This is a genomic window from Actinoplanes sp. NPDC051494, assembly GCF_044454705.1.
GTDB lineage: Bacteria > Actinomycetota > Actinomycetes > Mycobacteriales > Micromonosporaceae > Actinoplanes.
In genome coordinates, this window is record NZ_JBITDZ010000013.1 from 84,174 (window position 1) to 102,690 (window position 18,517).

Annotated in this window: 22 protein-coding genes and 1 pseudogene; 16 read left to right on the forward strand and 7 right to left on the reverse strand. The window is 68.8% G+C overall.

Annotation, left to right across the window (positions count from 1 at the left end; all coding sequences use genetic code 11):
* Positions 1-3: 3 nt before the first annotated feature.
* Entirely contained in the window at positions 4-432 is a 429-nt protein-coding gene (locus ACIA6A_RS34675) for a VOC family protein (protein ID WP_396102211.1), read from the reverse strand.
* Between the two features lie 29 nt (positions 433-461).
* Between ACIA6A_RS34675 and ACIA6A_RS34680 the strand changes: the two genes are divergently transcribed.
* The 9 genes and pseudogenes from ACIA6A_RS34680 to ACIA6A_RS34720 all read left to right on the forward strand — a co-directional run bounded on the left by ACIA6A_RS34680 (position 462) and on the right by ACIA6A_RS34720 (position 7,505).
* On the forward strand, positions 462-1,331 hold the full coding sequence (locus tag ACIA6A_RS34680; protein ID WP_396102213.1) for a serine hydrolase domain-containing protein: 870 nt from the start codon (positions 462-464) through the stop codon (positions 1,329-1,331).
* A 407-nt stretch (positions 1,332-1,738) separates the two neighbouring features.
* Positions 1,739-2,062: an ArsR/SmtB family transcription factor gene (locus ACIA6A_RS34685; protein WP_396102214.1), complete on the forward strand. Its 324-nt coding sequence runs from the start codon at positions 1,739-1,741 to the stop codon at positions 2,060-2,062.
* A complete protein-coding gene (locus ACIA6A_RS34690; RefSeq protein ID WP_396102215.1) occupies positions 2,055-2,297 on the forward strand; it encodes a hypothetical protein in 243 nt (80 codons plus the stop codon). Before ACIA6A_RS34685 ends, ACIA6A_RS34690 begins: the two co-directional genes overlap by 8 nt.
* Positions 2,298-2,299: 2 nt before the next feature.
* A complete protein-coding gene (locus ACIA6A_RS34695) occupies positions 2,300-2,737 on the forward strand; it encodes a hypothetical protein (RefSeq protein ID WP_396102216.1) in 438 nt (145 codons plus the stop codon).
* Complete coding sequence (locus ACIA6A_RS34700; RefSeq protein ID WP_396102217.1) at positions 2,734-3,585, forward strand: CPBP family intramembrane glutamic endopeptidase; 852 nt, start codon at positions 2,734-2,736, stop codon at positions 3,583-3,585. Before ACIA6A_RS34695 ends, ACIA6A_RS34700 begins: the two co-directional genes overlap by 4 nt.
* 286 nt (positions 3,586-3,871) lie before the next feature.
* Complete coding sequence (locus ACIA6A_RS34705; RefSeq protein ID WP_396102218.1) at positions 3,872-4,081, forward strand: hypothetical protein; 210 nt, start codon at positions 3,872-3,874, stop codon at positions 4,079-4,081.
* Positions 4,082-4,093: 12 nt separating this feature from the next.
* Positions 4,094-4,636, forward strand: a pseudogene (locus tag ACIA6A_RS34710) (TnsA-like heteromeric transposase endonuclease subunit); the annotation flags it as partial.
* Positions 4,637-5,064: 428 nt separating this feature from the next.
* Positions 5,065-6,600: a Mu transposase C-terminal domain-containing protein gene (locus tag ACIA6A_RS34715; RefSeq protein WP_396102219.1), complete on the forward strand. Its 1,536-nt coding sequence runs from the start codon at positions 5,065-5,067 to the stop codon at positions 6,598-6,600.
* Positions 6,597-7,505 carry a TniB family NTP-binding protein gene (locus ACIA6A_RS34720; protein WP_396102221.1) on the forward strand — a complete coding sequence of 303 codons (909 nt, stop codon included), beginning with the start codon at positions 6,597-6,599 and terminating at the stop codon, positions 7,503-7,505. Before ACIA6A_RS34715 ends, ACIA6A_RS34720 begins: the two co-directional genes overlap by 4 nt.
* Before the next feature lie 97 nt (positions 7,506-7,602).
* Here the strand turns inward: ACIA6A_RS34720 and ACIA6A_RS34725 are convergent, their stop codons facing one another.
* Positions 7,603-7,887: a hypothetical protein gene (locus ACIA6A_RS34725; RefSeq protein ID WP_396102222.1), complete on the reverse strand. Its 285-nt coding sequence runs from the start codon at positions 7,885-7,887 to the stop codon at positions 7,603-7,605.
* 15 nt (positions 7,888-7,902) lie between these two features.
* Between ACIA6A_RS34725 and ACIA6A_RS34730 the strand changes: the two genes are divergently transcribed.
* A complete protein-coding gene (locus tag ACIA6A_RS34730) occupies positions 7,903-9,252 on the forward strand; it encodes a BNR repeat-containing protein (protein ID WP_396102223.1) in 1,350 nt (449 codons plus the stop codon).
* A 16-nt stretch (positions 9,253-9,268) separates the two neighbouring features.
* On the opposite strand, the gene ACIA6A_RS34735 is transcribed toward ACIA6A_RS34730, so the two are convergent.
* Genes ACIA6A_RS34735 through ACIA6A_RS34745 form a run of 3 tightly spaced genes read right to left on the reverse strand, consistent with a single transcriptional unit; the run spans position 9,269 to position 11,485 of the window.
* Positions 9,269-10,657: a M36 family metallopeptidase gene (locus tag ACIA6A_RS34735; protein ID WP_396102224.1), complete on the reverse strand. Its 1,389-nt coding sequence runs from the start codon at positions 10,655-10,657 to the stop codon at positions 9,269-9,271.
* 37 nt (positions 10,658-10,694) lie between these two features.
* The gene (locus ACIA6A_RS34740; RefSeq protein WP_396102225.1) at positions 10,695-11,078 is read right to left on the reverse strand and encodes an Hpt domain-containing protein; all 384 of its coding nucleotides are present in this window, start codon (positions 11,076-11,078) and stop codon (positions 10,695-10,697) included.
* Positions 11,072-11,485 carry a response regulator gene (locus ACIA6A_RS34745; RefSeq protein ID WP_396102226.1) on the reverse strand — a complete coding sequence of 138 codons (414 nt, stop codon included), beginning with the start codon at positions 11,483-11,485 and terminating at the stop codon, positions 11,072-11,074. Before ACIA6A_RS34745 ends, ACIA6A_RS34740 begins: the two co-directional genes overlap by 7 nt.
* A 173-nt stretch (positions 11,486-11,658) precedes the next feature.
* Here ACIA6A_RS34745 and ACIA6A_RS34750 point away from each other — a divergent pair, with 173 nt between their 5' ends.
* From ACIA6A_RS34750 to ACIA6A_RS34765, 4 genes are all read left to right on the forward strand, one after another.
* Positions 11,659-12,933, forward strand: a complete 1,275-nt coding sequence (locus tag ACIA6A_RS34750) for a pectate lyase (protein ID WP_396102227.1) — start codon at positions 11,659-11,661, stop codon at positions 12,931-12,933.
* Positions 12,934-13,122: 189 nt separating this feature from the next.
* On the forward strand, positions 13,123-13,812 hold the full coding sequence (locus tag ACIA6A_RS34755) for a lytic transglycosylase domain-containing protein (RefSeq protein WP_396102228.1): 690 nt from the start codon (positions 13,123-13,125) through the stop codon (positions 13,810-13,812).
* Positions 13,813-14,057: 245 nt separating this feature from the next.
* Positions 14,058-14,783, forward strand: a complete 726-nt coding sequence (locus tag ACIA6A_RS34760) for an AbfB domain-containing protein (protein ID WP_396102229.1) — start codon at positions 14,058-14,060, stop codon at positions 14,781-14,783.
* A 44-nt stretch (positions 14,784-14,827) separates the two neighbouring features.
* Positions 14,828-15,277, forward strand: coding sequence for a hypothetical protein (locus ACIA6A_RS34765; RefSeq protein ID WP_396102230.1), 450 nt, complete (start codon positions 14,828-14,830; stop codon positions 15,275-15,277).
* A gap of 97 nt (positions 15,278-15,374) precedes the next feature.
* On the opposite strand, the gene ACIA6A_RS34770 is transcribed toward ACIA6A_RS34765, so the two are convergent.
* Positions 15,375-16,628 carry a hypothetical protein gene (locus ACIA6A_RS34770; protein ID WP_396102232.1) on the reverse strand — a complete coding sequence of 418 codons (1,254 nt, stop codon included), beginning with the start codon at positions 16,626-16,628 and terminating at the stop codon, positions 15,375-15,377.
* A gap of 21 nt (positions 16,629-16,649) precedes the next feature.
* Positions 16,650-17,024 carry a hypothetical protein gene (locus ACIA6A_RS34775; protein WP_396102234.1) on the reverse strand — a complete coding sequence of 125 codons (375 nt, stop codon included), beginning with the start codon at positions 17,022-17,024 and terminating at the stop codon, positions 16,650-16,652.
* A 41-nt stretch (positions 17,025-17,065) separates the two neighbouring features.
* Here ACIA6A_RS34775 and ACIA6A_RS34780 point away from each other — a divergent pair, with 41 nt between their 5' ends.
* The gene (locus ACIA6A_RS34780) at positions 17,066-17,410 is read left to right on the forward strand and encodes a hypothetical protein (RefSeq protein WP_396102235.1); all 345 of its coding nucleotides are present in this window, start codon (positions 17,066-17,068) and stop codon (positions 17,408-17,410) included.
* Between the two features lie 108 nt (positions 17,411-17,518).
* Positions 17,519-18,514, forward strand: a complete 996-nt coding sequence (locus ACIA6A_RS34785; protein ID WP_396102236.1) for a hypothetical protein — start codon at positions 17,519-17,521, stop codon at positions 18,512-18,514.
* The last annotated feature ends 3 nt before the right edge of the window (positions 18,515-18,517 follow it).

Here is an 18,517-nt window from a genome sequence, read left to right on the forward strand (position 1 = left end):
CGATCAGCCCGGGGCCAGGACGCCGAGCTCCGTCAGGCGCGCGACCGTCTCGGCCTGTTGAGCGGGCGAGGTGGTGGCAAGCTCGACGTGCACGCGGTTCTTCACGGTCTTGGGCTCCGGGGAAACAACGAGATCCACGCAGACGGCGACCGGGTCGGGGGAGACGATGACCTCGGGCTCCAGGTTGGTCACGCCGGGTGCTTCGCTGGAGATCTCCCAGCCGAGTGCCTCCGCCCAGAAACCGCCGAGCGCGGCATCGTCGCGAGCCTTCATGGCGATCTGCACCAGCCGTGTCGCCATGTCGGCAATCCTGACGACGGCCTTACGATCGTCGTCGTGCAGACAGAGCCCATCACCATCGAGGGTGTAGCCGGCCCGGTCGTGGTGACCACCGCCAGATTCAGCTGGCGTATCGAAAAGCGGATACGCCACCACAACATGCGCGGGTCTTCAGTGGAGGCATGAACCTCGACTCCGTACGTGGTATCGGCCGGCGGCGACTGCTCGGGTGGGGTGGGCTGGCCGCGGCCGGTGCGCCGCTGGCCGGTGCTCAACTCGGACGACCCGATTCGTTCTCCGGCCTGCCACCGGAAACGGGGCCCGGCGGAGCGTACGACAGGTATCTGGCCGAGCTCGCCGCCAAGGGTGAGTTCTCCGGGGTGGTTCTGCTGTCGCACCGGGGCCGGACCGTGCTTTCGCGCGCTTACGGCCTGGCCGACCGGGAGAAGGGGATCCGGAACCACCCGGGCATCGCGGTCAGCATCAGCTCCGCGGGCAAACCGTTCTGCGCGGTGGCGATCCTGCAGCTCGTGCAGCAGGGCCGGGTGAAGCTGACCGACACGGTGGGCACCCACCTGACCGGGTTCGCCGACGAGATCGCCGAGCGGGTGACCATCCACCACATGCTCACCAGCACCGCCGGGTTGAGCAGCCCGGCGCAGGACCCGCAGCGCATCTTCACCAGCCGCGACGAGGTGCACGAATACCACGAGCGGTGGACCCGGCAGGCGACGCTCGTGGCCGCGCCGGGGACGAGCAGCGACGGGCACTCCGGGGCGGACTTCGCGATCCCCGCGCAGATCGTGGAGGCGGTGACCGGCATGACGTACTGGGACTACGTGGAGAAACACATCTTCGCGCGCGCCGGGATGACCGGTTCGGGGTTCTACACCCGGCCGCGGTGGCTCACCGACGAGCACATCGCCCACTCGTACATGCTGCAGGCCGACGGCAGCCGGGTCGACGTGGTCCGCAACCTGGACAAGGGTAGCGAGGACCCGTTCCAGCCGGGCAAGAACCCGGCCCGGAGTGTGAGTTCTCAACGAATCTGATCCAGTCTCATTGCAACTGATCCACCGCCACTGGATCTCCTCCTGTCGGCGTACGAGCGGTGGCTCGGAGCCGCGTACGCAACCAAGTACGCCGCGGCCATCGGAGGATCCGCATGCGCGCCGGCCAGCTGATGGCCGGTCCGAAGCCAGTACAAGATTGACCACCGAGGGTAGTTCTTCCGGACCCTTGGTGCCGTTCGGATCTGCCGATGACAGTGTGTTGGTGCGGCAAAGCCGCTCAGTGTTCAGCCGTCCGCGTTACGGACCGTTTTCGCGTTGCCCCTGTCATGTGCCGGTCGGCATGCCGACGGCGATCGTGCACGTCGATCTCGTCGTCCCACTGCTCTAGTCAGGATGGACCTTCACGTGTAATTTCTAACTTACAGGTAGAAGGACGAGGTGATGTCTTGCGAGAGGCGGAGCGGTTGCCGTCGATCGTTGCCGCGCTGGACCATCCGCTCCGGCTGGCGATCGTCGCGACTCTGGGCGATGGCAGGCAGTATGTCAGCGCCCTGGCCCGGCAGCTGCAGATCAGCCGGCCACTGCTCTACATGCATCTCGAGCGGCTGGAGAAGGCAGGCCTGGTCGTCAGCTCACTCGAGCTGGGCGCTGACGGCAAGGCGATGAAGTTCTATGAGCTGCAGTCATTCGACCTGCACCTGACACCGGCGACGGTCGCCGCCGCCCACGATTGGGCACGACAGCACCAGAAGGAGCAGCGGGATGAGTGACGCATGGCTGGCCGCGACGTACATCACGGTCGTTGCCGTCGTAGGTCTGATGGTCACCGCGGTGGTGATCACTCGGGGGCGGGTCGTGACGGCCAGGGCCTCGGGCGAGCAAGCACAGAAGTATCGCGAGGTCGCCGAGCGGGCGGCAGCGTCGGAGCAGGCGGTCGCCGAGGAGCTGGCCGAGCTGACACGGCGCGTCGCAGCGGTCGAATCGCTACTGCGCAGCGTGGACTGACGATGGACCGGCGCGGATGGGAATGGCCGGCATTCACGCTGGCTTGTCTGGTCGTCGCGGGCGCTGCCGCGACGGGGAACCTGAGCGCGATTCCTGTTGCTGTCAAACTGGTCTTGTTGATTCTCCTTCTGGTCGCGATTGGCTATGGCCTCCTGTCTCGACGGTGGATCCGTGTGCTGGTGGCCGCCGCTGCTCTCCTCGTTGCGCTGGTCATCGGCACGGGCGCCGTATTCAGCGGGCCGGCCACGTCCGTCGCGCCCAAAGCCGCCTGGACTGGTGTCACCCTCATGCTTGCTTTTCATCTGGCTCTGGCGATTCGGATGCGCCGCGGCGTTCACCCAAGCGTGGTCGTACCCGACGATGCAATCCCGCTCGTGCGGGCACGTCTGGACGCGCTGACCGCCCGGGTGGACGCAATCGAGGAAGCGGTGCGTTCATGATCAACCGTTCACCGCTGCTCACGTTCTTCGCTCTCGCGTACGGGTTCAGCTGGTTGCTGTGGACCCCGTATGTCCTGTCCGAAGGCGGCATCGGCCTGTTACCGTTTCACTGGAACGAACTGGGCGGACTTCTGCCCGGCGCCTATCTCGGACCGCTCGGAGCAGCGTTCCTGGTCACGTGGCAAGTTTCGGGCCGCGCCGGGATACACCGCTGGCTCAAGCGCCTGACCCATTGGCGCGTACCTGTGCGCTGGTACGCCTTCACCCTGATAGTTGTTCCGGCAAGCCTCCTCGCCGCGACCCTTCTCCTGCCCGGCGCAGTCGCGGACCTGACGATGCCGTCGATGACTCCGTTCCTGCTTTATCTGCCGATGCTCGTCATCCAGATGTTCACCACTGGCCTGGCCGAGGAGCCTGGCTGGCGTGACTTTGCACTACCCCGCATGCAGCGCCGCCTCGGCCCACTCCCCGGCACGCTGCTGCTGGGTCTGCTGTGGTCAGGCTGGCACCTGCCGCTGTTTCTCACCGGCTGGGCAATCGGGCGAGACCTACTGACGCTCGTGCAGTTCACAGTGGTCGGTATCCTGCTCAGCATCGTGATGACCTGGGTTTTCAACCGCACGCACGAGAGCATGCCATTGTCTGCGCTCGTGCACATCAGCAACAACAACGCGTTGTCCGTACTATGGCCGGCCTTCTTTCCCACGCTTCCCGGCCCCATGATCCTGGCCGCGAGCATCGTCGCGTACGGCGTCCTGTCCGTAATCCTGCTCGTCGCCACCCGGGGTCGTCTGGGTTATCCCGTCGAGCGGGACACCGAAGTCTGCACACCGGTTCAGGTCGGATGAGCCGGCGCGACGGCTCCGGAGCGTCATCCGGATCTGCCGCGATCCGGGCGTCGACTCTCGTACGCGGACAACGCACCGTGAGCAGCGAGCTATAGGCGACCGGCATCGGTTGGAACCCGCACCTCGTTCGCGCGGGCAGAGAGCCTGCCGTCGATCTACACGCTCGGGTTACAGCCCAGTCTCGGCGAGCCTGATTCGTCAGCGCTGTGTCGCTCTTCTCGGTGATGGGAGGTTGGGCTCGTCGGCCATAGCCTCGAGTAACAGGGGTGCGGGCGGTGGGAGGGTCATGGCCGAGGCGGCGATAGCGGCAGGTGCGGCGTCCGCAGCCGCACGTCAGGTCACCGCCCGGCGGTATGCGATCGGATATGCAGGGCCGGACGGCGTGGAACGCACGGTTGGTTTACCGGAGGCGCTGTCGGTGGCGTTTGAGGCGGTGCCGCCGGTGCGGTCGTTCGTCCGCTATCGCGGCCAGCGCAGTAATACCGGGCTATGGTGATCGTCTTCGACCGGCGGGCATGTGGGGTTCGAGTCCTGGCTGGAACGCGATCATCTGATGCTCCTCGACTTCGATCCGATGGTGGCCGCGATCGCGTCGCAGCCGTTCCGGTTGCACGACGACGACGGCGGCCGTGCACGCCGGCATGTGCCGGACTTTTTCGCCCGGCTCACCGACGGCACCGGTGTGGTCATCGACGTGCGGCCTGTCGCCCGCGTGAAACCGGCCGACGCGGCGGCGTTCGCCGCGACCGGCCGCGCCTGCGCACTGGTGGGCTGGCCGTATCGGCTGCTGCACGAGCCCGATGCGACCATGACCACGAACGTGCGCTGGCTAGCCGGCTACCGGCACCCCCGCTGCGCGCCGCACGACCTGCAGCTTGCGGCGGAAAGTATGGCTGCAACGCCGATGCCCTTGATGGAGATCGCGACGCTGCTCGATGATCCACTGGCGAGCCTGCCGGTGATCTACCACCTGCTCTGGTGCGGCCGGTTACGCACCGACCTGACCATCGCCCTGTCCGCCACCTCGCCCGTCACAACGGCCCGCCGATGACCGTGAGCCGCAACCAGGTGCTACGCGTCGGCGATCGGGTGCGTTTCGAGGACGACGAGTGGGTTGTCACCGGGCTCGACGGCACCCGCGTGCGGCTGTCCGGCCACACCGGCCGCGCGCAATTGTTACTGGTCGGCTATCTGCTGGCCAGCCCGGGCTTCCGGCTCCTCGGAGCAAGTCCTGCGGCCCGAGTCTCGACCCGATCGGGCTGCTGGACGCCTTGCCCCCTTCAGCGGTGCAGCGGGCATGCAGCTGGGAGCGGCATGTCGTCGAGGTCGAGACAGGGCTACCGCCCGACGCCCCGGCCGGCACACCTGCCCGCGTCTCGTTCGACCCCGCCACGCACACCCTGGCCCAGCGTGATGCCGCGAAAGCCGCCGAACTGAGCGCCGCCGGCGAGCACGTCAGCGCCGCAACCGTACAAACGGATGCGCCTGCGCCACCGCGCCGGCGGCCTCTGGGCTCTGGTCGACCACCGTGGCACCCGGCCGGTCGCCCGGCACGGGCGCGTCGAGCAGCAGATCGCAACCGAATACGGCGACCAAGACCTGCACATGCCGTCACGGGCGACGTTCTACCGGCTTTGCGCGGCCATGGACGGAAGCCGGCACACCTTCGGACAGGCGACCACCCGCCGCACCCAGGCGAACCGGCCGGAACGCCCGTTCACCCCGACACTCGCCCAGCGGCCGGGTGAGCTGGTGCAGATCGACACGACACCGCTGGACGTTGTCGCTCTGCTCGACGACGGCGTGCCCGGACGGGTCGAGCTGACCATCGTGCTGGACGTCGCGACCCGCTCGATCTGCGCCGCTGTCATACGCCCGAGCGGCACTAAAGCGGTGGATGCGGCGCTGCTGCCGGCCCGAATGCTGGTGCCCGAACCAACGCGGCCCGGCTGGCCCGAGGCGCTGCGCATGGCTCGCTCCAGCATCCCGCACAGCCGGCTGCTAGCGCTGGATGAGCGACTCGAGCACGCCGCAGCGCGGCCGGTGATCGTGCCCGAGACCGTCGTGACCGACCGCGGCTCGGTGTTCCTTTCCCAGACCTTCGTCAACGCGTGCGCCCGGCTCGGGATCTCGATCCAGACAGCGCGGCCGCGTACGCCAACCGACAAGGGCATCGTCGAGCGGTCATTCCGCTCGATCAACACTTTGTTCAGCCAGCACGTTGCGGGCTACCTCGGCTCCGATGTCACCCGCCGCGGAGGCACGGAGGCCACCGCGGCCCACTGGTTGGTCCCGCAGCTGCAGGAGCTGCTCGACGAATGGATCGTCGCCGGCTGGCAGCCGCGCCCGCACGAAGGTCTGCGCTCACCGGCTTGCGGGATGCGGCCCCTGTCGCCCAACGAGATGTTCGCAGCGGCGATCACCGCAGCGGGCTATCTGAGCCTGCCGCTGACCGGCGACGACTACCTTGAGCTGCTGCCGGTCTGCTGGCGCACCATCGGCGACCACGGCATTCAAATCGGTCACCGGCATTACGACAGCCCGCAGCTCAACGCCTGCCGGCACTCCGCGTCCGGCGTGGCCGGCAAGAATCGGCGCTGGGAGATTCACTACGACCCCTACGATCTGTCCCAGGTCTTCGTCCGCGACCTGCGCGGACAGCGGTGGATCACCGCTACCTGGACCCACCAGCCCATGGTGGCAGCGCCATTCGCCGACTTCACCTGGCGCGCCGCCCAACAGATCGTGGCCAGCCAAGGCGGCGACACCTCGCAGCAGAGCGAGGTGGCACGCGCCCTGCATGACCTGCTCAACCGCGCCGCCGGACCACCCGCCGCACCAGACGCCCACGCGCGCCGGGCCCGCGCTCGCACGGCAGCAGCCCCACCCGCTCCCCGGCCGGACCTTCCCGCGACGCGCACCGACAGCCTGGCAGACGAGGACGATGAGGTCCCTACCGCAAAGGTGATTCCGCTGCGCGCCTTCGAGGCAGGAGATGAGCGACGCTCCCGATGACCAGCCAGAAGGCTGACCCGGAGGCCGAGCTCGAAAGCCCGGCCACCACCAAGGAGGGCTGGGCGGCCTTCGTCAACCACCAGCCTGCACCCGTCGTGCTCAACCGCGGCCAAGACACCGCCCGCCGGGGACTGGTTGTTACCGGCGAATCCAGCACCGGCAAGACCACCGCGATTAAACAACTGGGCAAACACCACGAACTGCTCGCCCGGCGCCGCCGCACCGCCCCTGGCCCGTTCCTGCCGGTCGTCTACGTCACCGTCCCACCCGCAGCGACCCCGAAGGTCCTCGCCGCCGAGTTCGCCCGGTTCCTCGGCCTGCCGCTACCGCGGCACCTCAACCAGGTCAACATCACCAACGCCGTCTGCGACCTGCTCTTCCAGCTACGCACTGACCTCGTGCTCGTTGACGAGATCCATAACCTCAACCTCGCCACCCGCGGCGGCGCCGAAAGCTCCGACCAGCTCAAATACCTCGCCGAACGCATCCCGGCCACCTTCGTCTACGCCGGAATCGACGTCGAACACGTCGGCCTGTTCACCGGTGTCCGTGGCCGCCAGATCGCCGGCCGCTTCATCAGCATCGCCAGCACACCCTTCACCTACGGCAGCCGTAGCCAACGTGACCAGTGGGCGGCCTCGATCGCCGCATTCGAAACCGCCCTGCGACTACACCGGCACCACCCCGGCAGCCTGCCCCGGCTAGCCACCTACCTCTACGAACGCACCAACGGCATGATCGGCAGCCTCTCCCATCTGCTGCGCGAAGCTGCAATCGAGACCATCTACGACGGCACCGAGCGCTTCACCCAGACCAGCCTCGACCAGGTCACTCTCGACCACACCGCCGAGCACCAAACCCCACCACGGCCACGCCGCCGCCAGTCGGCCGCCCGACCCGCATGATCCGCCCGGACGCTCAAAGCCTCTCCGGTCCCTGGCAGCAACCCGCCCGAGCGCTGCCCACACCCCTGTCACCACTACCGCGCGAGTTCTTGTTCTCCTACGCCCGGCGGCTGGCCGCCGCCAACCACACCACCCCGCGACTGCTGCTGTCCCACTTCGGATACTGGGCCGCGAGCATCCGCACACGCTCAGAACCCGGACCGACATTGCCTGGTGGCAGGGAGTCGCCGGGGATCCTGCCGGCGCCGCCACGGCCACCGAGGACCTCCTCGCCGACCAGCTCCGCGTGCTGGGCCCGGAACACCCCCACGTCCGAGCCACCCGGCACCAGCTCGACCTGCTTCGAGAACAGCGCCACCACTGACCTGAGACTGATGTTCATCGATACGATACGGGGATGAAACGGTTCACCGCGCTTGCCGCGACGCTTGTCCTGCTACTGATCCCCGAGCCGGCACTGGCCGCCGCTCCGACGGTCAGCCAGCTCTCGACCACGGTTCTCACCACGACCGGCCGGACCGCGCTGACGTACACCGGGTACATGAACGGGGAGTCGTTTCAGCAGGACGGGATCGTCACGTTCGGCGGGTGGCAGTATTCCGCTTTCTGGGACCAGAGCGGATACGTCAATCTTTCCCGGCGGCAACTGCCCGGCGGATCCTGGCAGAACGTCCGCCTGACCGATTATCAGACCACCTCGACCGACTCGCACAACACGATCAGCATCGGCATCAGCGCCCAGGACGGGTCGATCCATCTGGCGTTCGACATGCATTCGAGTCAGTTGCGGTACCGGCGGTCGGTGGTCGGGGTCGCCACCTCGCCGGGGAGTGCGACGTGGGCGGCGTCGAGTTTCGCCGGGGTGGTCACCGGCCTGGCCGGGACGACGATGAGCCAGATGACGTACCCGCAGTTCCTGAGCGCTCCGGACAAGACGCTGCAGCTCGCGCTCCGGACCGGGTTGAGCGGGGCCGGGAACGAAGTGCTCTATGAGTACGCGAACAGCGCGTGGACCTACGTCGGCGAGTTCATCAACGGCACGACCGGGGACGACAACGCGTACCTGTTCGGTATCGAGTACGACTCGACGAGTCTGTTGCACGCCACGTGGACGGTGCGGGAGACGCCGGACGCCAGCACCAATCATGACCTCTACTACGCGTACAGCAGGGACAAGGGGCGGACCTGGCGCAACAATGCGGGCACCGTCGTGGCCACCACGGGCAGTTCCCCGCTGGCCGCGGACTCGGCCGGGTTGCGGGTGTGGGGCATCGGGCAGAACCGGGGGCTGATCAACCAGGAGTCGCAGGTCGTCGACAAGGCCGGGATCGTGCACGTCCTCGCCTCGCACCTGCCCGCGGCGGCCGCGGACACCACGAACTTCACCGCGGCCCGGGAGCAGGCGGTTCTCGTCCACTATTGGCGGGACAAGGCTTCCAAGGTGTGGCATCAGACGTACACACCGTTCCTGGAACGGTCGGCGCGGGGCGACATCGCGGTGGACGCGAACGACAATCTGTACGTCGCGAGTGGTGACTCGTCCACGAGGAAGTTGCACATCGAAACGGCGTCGAAAGCGTCCGGGTGGACCGACTGGACCATCCGTTACACGTCCGGCGCCGTCTACTATTCCGACCCGCTGATCGATCACGAGCGTCTCCGTACGCTCGGGGTGCTGAGCATTTTCGCCCCGCGTTACGGCGGCAGCCAGATCGACGTGCAGGACTGGCAGGTGATCGGTTCCTAGAGGTTGTACGGATCGTCTATCGCAGGATGCCGCGGTCCTGGAACGCCTTGCGGGTCGCGGTGGCGGCCCGGCGGCCGTGCAGGAGGCCGGCGGTGGCGACGGTCGCCTCGGCGGCCCGGGGCATGGTCACGTCCGGGGTGAAGCGGAACTGGGCCTCGAGGATCACGCGGTTGGCCACCCGGCGGCCGAGCGCCTTGTTGACGTCCCAGAGGGCGTGCGACCAGATCTCGCCGTCGCCGTGCACCGAGCCGGTCAGGTCGTCGGGGTAGACCTTGGCGGTGTCGGTGCGGCGCAGGCAGTGCGGGACCTCGTCGGTGTACGACGTGGAGTCCCAGTCCATGACGCAGGCCCACGGGGTGACCGCGGTGTCCGGGCTGGTGGCCTGGGACATGGTCACCGCCCAGTAGTCGCCGAAGCCCTCGCCGATCGCGCCGGACTCGTCGGTCACGCCGAAGCCGGGGACCTGGTCGTCCTGGATCGCGTGACCGTACTCGTGCCAGATGACCTCGTTGTCCTCGGCGTCGTCGACGCCGCCGGTGCCGAACGTGATCGCGTCCACCGAGGGGTCGTAGTACGAGTTGTCGTCCTCGAAGCCGGTCGTGTAGTAGTCCTGCGGCTCGTTGTTGACGTCGGTGAACCCGAGCCGGTGGATGTACTCCTCCGCCGAGGTCATGCTGTGATACGCCATGACCTGCTCGAAGCCGGCCTCGTCGCGCCGGAACGAGTAGTCGCGGGTGGCGGAGGTGACGGCCGGCTCGCTGCGGTTGTTCGCATACTTCCCCTGCAACGTGTCCGTGCCGGCGTCGAGCTGGCGCAGCCGGACCGTACGGTACGCCGCGCCGAGCGCCGGGTGATCGGCGTCGTCCTGGTCGGTGAGCGACTCGTCCTGCAGCGCGACGACCGGGTTGGGGTCGAACACCTGCCCGGTGCCGGTGGCCTCGCGGACGGTGTTCTCCTCGCTCAGCACGGCGCCGCTGTCCGCGTCGAGCAGGGACCGGATCGTGCCGGCCGGGGTGCCGGTCAGCGTCTCCCAGGCGAGCGTGGCGGTCTCCCCCGGCACGATGACCAGCCGTGAACCGTCCGGCTGCGCGCCGAGGCGGCCGGCCACCGTGGACCGGGCGCGCTGCTCGCTGACCTCGGCGGCGGCCCCGTCGAACCCGGTGATCTTCTTGCGGCCGTCGGCGACCTCCCGGGTCCCGGCGGCGTCGGTGTGGGTGGCGTAGTAGCCGCCGAACACGGGGATCCCCTGGTAGGTCTGCTGATACCAGACGTGGGTGCCGAGCAGCGACTGCCGGGTCCGCACCGGGAGCAGGTCGCTGGGCGGGGCGGCCCCTGCGGGCCCGGCGGCCGCCACGGCCAGGCCGGTGATCAGCGCTGACGCGAGCACTAACGAGGTCTTCTTCATCGACTTCCCCCACTGTCCCGGGTAGAGGAGATCGATACTAGTCAGTCCCTGTGACGTCCAGCTCTCCGGCGAGCGCGGTGCAGACCGGTTCGACGTCGCGGTAGGTCTCGCGGATCCGGGCCAGGGTGGGCTCCGGGTCGGGCAGGACGCCGGCCCGGGCGCTGTCCTCGAGCGCGCCGAACAGCTCGCTGAGCACGGTGACGCCGAGGTTGGTGGCCGAGCCCTTGAGCGCGTGGGCCTGGTCGCGGACCTCGTCGGCGGCACCGGACGCCAGCGCCTCGGCCAGCCGGTCGATCGCCGGCGGGGTCTTCGTCACGTACGAGGTCAGCAGCCGCACCAGCAGCCGGCGCTCCGGTTCGGACGGCTCCGGATCGCAGATCTCGTCGAGGCGGGCCTGGATGCCGTCGCGAACGCCTACCATGCCTCGCCGCTGGAGTCGAGCCGGGGCAGCAGGCTCTGAATGGTGCTGGCCAGCACGTCCGGGTTGACCGGCTTCTCGAGGTACGGCACCTCGGAGCGCACGATGCCGGAGCTCAGCGCCACGTGCCGCGGGATGCCGCTCACGTACACCGTCTTGACCGCCGGGTAGACCGAGGCGACCCAGCGGGCCAGGCCACCGCTGGTGTCGCCGGGCAGCGACAGGTCGGCGAGCAGCACGTCGATCTTGCCCCGCCGCTCCTTGAAGATCTCCACGGCGGTGTCCTTGTCGGCCGCGGACAGCACCTCGAAGCCGCGCTTCTGCAGCGAGAAGGTCATGACGTCGCGTACGTCCGGGTCGTCCTCGACGATCAGGACCACCGGCAGCGAACCCAGCTTCTGGCTCGTCATTCCCCCACCTCCGCGGCCGACGTTAGCGGCCACCCGGGCGATTTGTTGGTCTATGCCGGGAATTAGGCCCCCAGGGAGTGAAGGCGGTCACATCGCGCAACGGAGAATGCATCGACGCACACCTGGAGGTGAGTTCCGCCCACCCCACCCCGCAGCGAAGGGAACGCCCCGCGATGGCCAGCAGAAAGCGGCGACTGATCGCCCTGACCGCCTCCGCCGTGGCAGCGGCCGTGCTCGGCACGGCCGGTCTCGCGCTCACCCAGCAGGCGAGCGCCGCCACCGTCGACACGAGCGCCTACTACGTGCTCAAGAACCGCAACAGCGGCAAGGTCCTCGACGTGTACGAGTACTCGAAGGCCGACGGCGCGAAGATCGACCAGTGGTCCCAGAACAACGGCGACTGGCAGCAGTTCCAGTTCCTCGACATGGGCAGCGGCTACTACCGGCTCAAGGCCAAGCACAGCGGCCGGGTCCTCAACGTGGCGAGCGCGTCGAAGGCCGAGAACGCCGGACTGGTCCAGTCGACCGGCGACAGCAAGGCCACCAGCCAGCAGTTCGAGCTGCTGGACATGGGCAGCGGGTATTACCGCCTCAAGAACCGCAACAGCGGCAAGGTGGTGAACGTGGCCGGCGCCTCGACGTCGGACGGCGCGGCCGTCGTGCAGGTCACCGGTGACAGCAAGGTCGCCAGCCAGCAGTGGCAGCTGGTCAAGGTCGGCAGCGGTGACACGGGTACGGGCAGCGGTGGCAGCACCGGCACCAGCCCGACCGCGGCGTGGCCGAAGGAGACCGGCAGCCAGAAGGTCAGCTCCGTCATCAGCGTCCCGAAGGCCGGCCTCGACGGCGGCAACAAGCGCTACTACGCCTCCGGCGGCGGCCAGGAGGAGGGCCAGGACCCGATCTTCGAACTCGCCGACGGCGCGACGCTCGCCAACGTCATCATCGGCGCCCCGGCCGCCGACGGCGTGCACTGCCTGGGCTCCTGCACCCTGCGCAACGTGTGGTGGCTCGACGTGGGCGAGGACGCCGCGACGTTCCTCGGCGGCACGTCGGCGACCTACACCGTCGACGGCGGCGGCGCGAAACTGGCCTCCGACAAGGTGTTCCAGCACAACGGCGGCGGCACGCTGACCATCAAGAACTTCCAGGTCTCCGACTTCGGCAAGCTGTACCGCTCGTGCGGCAACTGCTCCAAGCAGAACAAGCGCGCGGTCGTGGTGCAGAACGTCGTGCTCACCGCGCCGGGCAAGTCCGTGGTCGGTATCAACACCAACTACGGCGACACCGCCACGCTGAGCGGCATCACCATCGTGGGCGACAGCTCGAAGAAGATGGCGATCTGCGACCGCTTCACCGGCAACAGCACCGGCGCGGAGCCGCCGAAGACCGGCACCGGCCCGGACGGCACCTACTGCAAGTACTCCACCAGCAGCATCACGTACAAGTGACCCGGCCGGGGGCGGCGCCGCAGGACGCCGCCCCCGAAAAGGACCGCGCGACCGGCGACGCGTACCCGTCGGGAATGTTCGGTCTTGATTCTTTCCGTGGTTCCGCTGTTTTCCAGCACGTCCGAGTTCGGTGATCGGGGCCGGACCGGTTAGGGTGCTGCGTCAGCACACCCTACGGAGGGATGTTTCGTGGCCGGGCTCTGGAAACGGGTGGGCGTTCGCACCACCTCTGTCGGACTCCTCGTCGTCGGTGCGATCGGCGGCGTCTATGTCGGACAAGTCCGAGATGTCCAGGTGGCCGGCGTCGAGACCCAGCTCGTCGCCCAGGCCGACGCGAACGAGATCATGCTGCTCAAGGCCCGGCAGAACCAGCACGCCGCGGCCCGGTCGTGGCAGCGGGCGGCCGAGGGTGTGGCCGCCGAGCGGGCGTCCGCCGACGCCAAGACCGCCGCGACCAAGGCCCGCGACCTGGAGAAGTCGCGCATCACCCGCAAGGCCGAGGAGAAGGCCGAGAAGGCCCGCAAGGCCAACGCGCTGGTGCCGTACGACGGGCCGATCCCGTCCTCCTGCAAGGAGTTCTCCGGCAACCAGGCCACCGGCTGCGCGCTGATGCTCGAAGCCGGTTTCGGGATCGACCAGTTCCCGTGCCTGAAGAATCTGTGGAACAAGGAAAGCGGCTGGAACGCCCGCGCCGAGAACCGCAGCAGCGGCGCGTACGGCATCCCCCAGGCACTGCCGGGCAGCAAGATGGGCACGGTCGCCAGCGACTGGAAGACGAATGCCGCCACCCAGATCAAGTGGGGCCTCGGCTACATCAAGGGCCGTTACAAGACGCCGTGCGGCGCGTGGTCCTACTTCCAGAACAACGGCCACTACTGAAACTTCCGGGTACGTGAACCCGGGCTCCACATCAGACACATCGTCGCAAGTGAATGTCTGGTCGATCCGTCACCACCCCCTTGCTTTCCGTCGACATTTCCTCGAATATTGCCGGGCAGCACGTTGGGTGCAGTCGTGGCGGCGGCTCTCGGTGTGGGGGAATGGGAAAGTTTATGTCCCGTCTCGGCGTCTTACGCGCAGAGATCCGGCCGCATCTCGGTAGTGCGGCCATCATCGCGGGTGGATTGTTCGCCGCGATTCTGACGATGGCCGGCCTGGTCTCCGCGACAACGGACGACAAGCGACCGGCCGGTGACGATTCCGCCGGTTCGTGGGCGGCACCGTGGACCCCGGGCACCCCGGCGGTCCCGGTGCCGATCTTCACCGACGAGGCCCCGTCGAGGGAGCCGGTCGCGACCCTGACCACGACGGCGGCCGCACGGACGTCGCGCCGGGCCACCGTCGCACCGCCCTCCTCCCCCGCACCGCCCGCCCCCACCCCGTCCCGGACCCCGGCGCCCTCCCCGGGCGACCGGGTCAGCCTGGTCGCCGACGGCACCGCGGGCCTGCTGCTGCGGCACCGCGACTTCCGGCTCCGCCTCGACCCCGTCGGCGACGACCTGAGCCGGGCCGACGCGACGTTCGTGCTGCGGCGCGGCCTCGCCGACAGCCGGTGCCTGTCCCTCGAGGCGGTGAACTATCCCGGCCTGTTCGTCCGGCACCAGAATTTCGCCCTGGTGCTGCGCCGACCGGACCGGGGTGCCACGTTCGCGGCCGACGCGACATTCTGCCGGCAGGACACCGGTGGCACGACGGTGCTGCGGTCGGCGAACTTCCCGGATCATTACCTGATCGCGGACGGCGGCCTCATCGGCCTGCGGCGGGTGCCGGCCGCGAACGCCCAGCGATTCCGATTCACCGCCCCGGCGGCGCCCGTGGCGAATGCACTCCGAGGCGGGTATCACCGATGAACCGGGTGGTCATCTCAAGTCCGGGAAACGCACCGGACACGATTATGCGCTGGATCCGGGTGCTGCACCTCGGCACCGGTAACGACGCATTGTGGGCGGCTCTCACCGGCGAATTCCGGCTGACCGTCGCGCAGCACTATCTCATCTCGATCGGGCGCGAGAACGACGACGAGCACGCGGCCCGGCTGTCCGCTCCCGCCTCGGAGGAGAACGGTTTCCGCTACATGGTGGACCGGCAGTGTCAGGCCTGGCGCGACGAGCACCTGCCGCTCGTGCACACCGGGGCGGTCGTCGCGGCGCGGCCCGTCGGTGCGTACCTGGAGATGGTGACCGTGGCCGGGCAGTCGAAGGCGGAATTCCGCTTCCTGGTCCGCCACAGCGCGGCCGGCCACAGTGGAAGCGAGACGTCGGTCGCCGCGGTCGGGCACAAGCTCCCGGTGCCCGGATGGCCACCCACGCAATGGCCGATCCCGCACCTCCTGCTGCCCTCCTGACCGGCTGACCCTTCAGCTGCCGGTGCAGCTGCCCAGGACATCTCCGGTGCGGACGCCGGCCGGCCGGAACTCGCGATCGGTCACCGAGCAGATCGTGTCACAGCCCCGGGTCCTGGCCGTTACGGACGGCCAGGACCCAGTCCGCGAACGCGGCCACCTGCGTCAGGCGGTTGTCGAGGCCGGCGAGGCGGGTCAGCGCCGCGTGATCGTCCGCCGGTGCGGCCAGGCGCAGCAGATCGCTGGGGCTCCGGAACTGGAAGGGCGACGTATCGGCGCGAGCCAGGGCGAAGCAGTTCCGCACCTCCGCCTCGATCTCGGCCGGGCCGGCGGTCACGTCGACCTCGATCTCCATCTGGATCCCGTTCCGATGGCGGGTGACCCGGGACCGCGCGGGCGGGCCCCCGACGGGATGGTAGGCGGGGAGGAGTTCCACCCTCAGGCGCGGGTCGGTGTCGATGAGCAGGGTGTCCTGTTCCTCGACGCCGGCCACGAGGACGTCGAGGCGTTCCCGGAGCGGGCGCAGCGCCCGTTCCCGCGGGGAACCCCATCGCGCGGATGCGGTGCGATGCCGCTCGTGGATCTGCCCGCCGATCCCGGGCTCCTCCTCGAACCGGGCCGCCATGGCACCGATGCTGTCGATGAGTGCGTCCACGGCCGCCCAGGCCCACGCCTCGGTGAGCCGCAGGGTGAACGTGTTCCGCAGCGACGCGGGCGTGGCCTGTTCGGGAACGGTGCCCAGGAAGGTCATCCACTCCTCGAAGACGAAGGGATTGACGACCGGCTCGTGCAGGGTGAGCACGGTTGCCATCGACATGTCGATGAGCGGCGGGCCGGTCGGTGTCACGTTCCACCGCGGCGGGTGCCGGAGGTAGTCGGACCGCTCGGCGAAGCGATGCCCGCTCCACCCGGCCGGGAAAGCGGCACCGCTGCCGGGTTGGGTCCACGCTGCGACGGGATCGCGGAGCTGGATTACAGCCTCGGCGATGTGCTCGGGTGATGCCCGGCGCGACAGCGCCACCATCGTCTCGTTCGGCCGGACCAGAAGCATCTGGGCCGCGGCCGGGGAGGGCAGGGTTCCGGCCACGAACCATATCCCGCCCGAGTAGCGATGCCGGTCGAGATCACCGCCGATCGGCAGCCCGAGGGCCGGCTCCGACGGGTCGACCGTCTCCAGCCGGCTGCCCTCGGGATCCCACGCCCGGAACGCGTCGGTGAGCACGTCGACGGTCGCACGCTCGGGCCCCGGGGGAGGGTCGCCGGCCCCGGAGGCGTTCAGCGTTTCCTGGATCTCAGCGGCCCGGCGGCCCAGTCGGCGGGCCACCGTTTCCGGCCGGGTCATCGGATCGTCCATCGGCTGCCCCATCTCGTCGGTTCACCGGCCGACCGGCTGGATCGTCAAGGTTCCGGCGCCGGCGTCGAGGTCACCGTGGCCGTACGGCAGACCGCCGAGCACCGGGTCGCTTGTCATCAACGCCCGCCGAACGCCGTCAGCCGTCGAACCGGCGGCGTCCTGGACCGCATACGGCGCCGCGGGACCGTGGACCGTCGCCAGCCCGCCTCGCACCACAGCCGGCCAGAGGGAAATGGCGGCGCAGGGCGTTGTCACCCACGCGGACGTCGCGACCAACGCCACCAGGTCACCTGAACGCAACGCCGGCGGTCTGATCCGCGCGGGAGAAACCATGACGGCACTATAGATGCACGCGATGGTGCACAGGGTCACGCACACATAGGTGACGGTCACCATGACCGTCAGCTGGGGTGGCGCCCGGCTCCTACGCTGCGCCGGTGACCGACGACAACGAGCGACCCGTGCTGCTCAGCGGGCTGTGGGCCGTACTCGCCGGCGGGTTGCTGCTGACGTTGCTCAGCATGTGGGTGGTGGAACCGCCGTCCGGGCCCTGCGGCAGCAGTGGCAGCGGCAGCCACAGCAGCTTCCGGGATCCGTCCTGGGATGTGATCGTGCCGCTGCTGGTCCTCGGCTGGCTCCTGCTCGTCGTCATGGAACAAGTCCTGTCCATCACGTGGCGGGGCCGCGGCAAACTGGCCGGCGCCATCCGCGCGGGTGCCGCGGTCCTGCTGTGCCTCACCGGCTCCTGTTTCTTCCTCTCGCCGCTGGTGGCCTGCACCTGACACCGTCTCAATCTCATGGCGGGAGCCTCGGGCTCAGCCTCAGCGGTGACGCTTTCGTACGGCACCGGAAACCCTCACGTCGCTGACCTCGGCGTCGATGAGCCGGGCATGCGTCGTGCGTACCGGCCCGCCCTGCTGCTGGTGACCCTCTCGCTCGCGGTTCCCGGCACGTGTGCCCCCGCCCTCGCCGCCGACCCGGCGACGGCTCTGACCAGGGCCGAGATGGCGGTGGCCCTGACGCAGGTGGCGGCTGACTCCGCCGCCGCGGCCGATCACGGATGGCGGGGCACCTACGCCTTCACCGCCGGCCCGAGCGGTTTCACCGAGGAGATCCTGGTCGACACCGGCACCGGCACTGTCGTCGACCGTTCCACCAACGGGACCACCACCGCTGTCACGTATGCCCGTGCGGGCACGGGACTGTACGAGGGTCTTTTCGACCGGAGGTCCCGGGCCATCGTGCGGATGACCGGCCGCACCGGGACCGGTTACCTGTTCACGCCCGGCAGGACGCTCACCGTCGCGTCGTTCCTGGAGGAGACCCCGGTCCCCGCCCCCGGCAGAGCCGGCGCGAACGCGCACGAGGCGGGCACCAGGATCACCCGGCCGGACGGCACGACCGACTACCGGGTCGCCGTCGCCGAGCACAGCATGACGTTCACCTTCCACGTCTCGGCCGCGGGCGTGCTGACCGGCATTGACGGGGTTTCCCCGGAGGTCAGCACATCGACCACCTACACGTACGGCAGGCAGAGCGTCACGCCGCCGCCCGCGGCACAGGCGATCACCCGGGCCGAGTACTGGCTCGGCAACGCGTACCTGAAGATGTCACGCACCGCCGAGCACGCCAAGGTCGTGGCCGACACCGGGGCGGCCGCGACCCGCGAGGCCGCCAAGGGCAGAGCGATCAAGGTGCCCCGCCTCCGCACGCAGCTTCGCACCACGGCCAGGCGGTACAACGCCGGCATCGGGATGACGATCGTCAAGATCAAGGACATCAGGGGCGGGGTACGCGTCTACGTCACCAATCCGTGGACCCATGAGACCAGGTGCTACCCGGTGAAGGCAGCCGGCAGGAAGGTCGTGGTGACGTCCGGGTGGTGAGCC